This is a genomic window from Vibrio sp. CAU 1672 (assembly GCF_029223195.1).
Taxonomy (GTDB): domain Bacteria; phylum Pseudomonadota; class Gammaproteobacteria; order Enterobacterales; family Vibrionaceae; genus Vibrio.
In genome coordinates this window covers 1-1,077 of the sequence record NZ_JARHUF010000073.1, presented here as the reverse complement: position 1 = coordinate 1,077, position 1,077 = coordinate 1, and the positions used below count along the sequence as shown (strand labels likewise).

At 37.9% G+C, this 1,077-nt stretch carries 1 protein-coding gene; it reads right to left on the bottom strand.

The window, feature by feature from the left end; genetic code table 11:
* Nucleotides 1–77 precede the first annotated feature (77 nt).
* Nucleotides 78–467, bottom strand: a complete 390-nt coding sequence (locus P2G85_RS21485) for a hypothetical protein (protein WP_275866025.1) — start codon at nucleotides 465–467, stop codon at nucleotides 78–80.
* Between the last annotated feature and the right edge of the window lie 610 nt (nucleotides 468–1,077).

Genomic DNA, 1,077 nt, shown 5'->3' with positions numbered 1-1,077 from the left:
AATACTGATCGTCAAATCGATCCATAAGTCATTGCATTTTTTATGACATCACTGTAGAAATGAGTAAAAGTAGGCTCTCACTTAGGCCTTATTCCACAAGAGTTTTTCATGATCTTGCCCTGCCGGAATACGCACATAAATCCACCCAAAGCAGCAAGAATACTTGTTAACAAACCAATTACTATTAGTTGCTTTCTGTACCAGTTAAGCTCTTTTAGCAATACTTTGCCTCTGTTGTGTTTGATACGAACTTTTAAAATGTCGCTTTGCTCAGGACTTTCTTGGCGCTCAAGAAATGAAATTTCAGCCTCTCGCTCCTCAATATCAGCTTCGAGTTCAAAAGCCTTTGATTTAGTCAATGTATAGAAACGAGCATACGAATATAAAGAGAATGCCAAAATAAACACTCCCGAAAGAGCTAGAAACTTATAGAGGCTATCCGTTGGTAACGAAGGTACATCAATCATATATTTCTCATAGTTGCTTTAAAAAGTTGACTTTGTGTTGGCTTATAACGCCCTGTTAAGGTGTGAGCAGCGCAATACCGAAGTCCCCGCATACCACCTTAAACACTAAAACCAACGCATAGTAAAAATGCCACGCGTTGCGAATCACTCTTAAACAGTTTGTTAGGCAGACTTATCACGTAAGTTAACTAGCCTAAATAGGAAAATAAGTGCCCCCCACATACTGTATAAAGCAGTTAAACCACCAATTTGAATTAATGTATATCCATGGGCAGATCCTTTAACACTCGAGAAGTACTGTAGAGGAGCTTGAATTCCAAGCCAAGCTATCCAGCTACCCATTGCTGCCAAGATAATTGTAAAAAGCAAGAAACCAATTAGCTGAAAAAGCGTTTGTTGTTGGAGGTTATCCGTATCTTTATATGTTTTACTAAAAGGAAACCTATAATATTTCATACAATAAATTAGCAAACATGTGATAGGCAGCACCAGGGCAAGATCATGAAAAACTCTTGTGGAATAAGGCCTAAGTGAGAGCCTACTTTTACTCATTTCTACAGTGATGTCATAAAAAATGCAATGACTTATGGATCGATTTGACGATCAGTAT

What these genes read in the sequence shown, in the direction of transcription:
- P2G85_RS21485 (WP_275866025.1), bottom strand. Translation starts at nt 467, where the DNA reads ATGATTGATGTACCTTCGTTACCAACGGATAGCCTCTATAAGTTTCTA.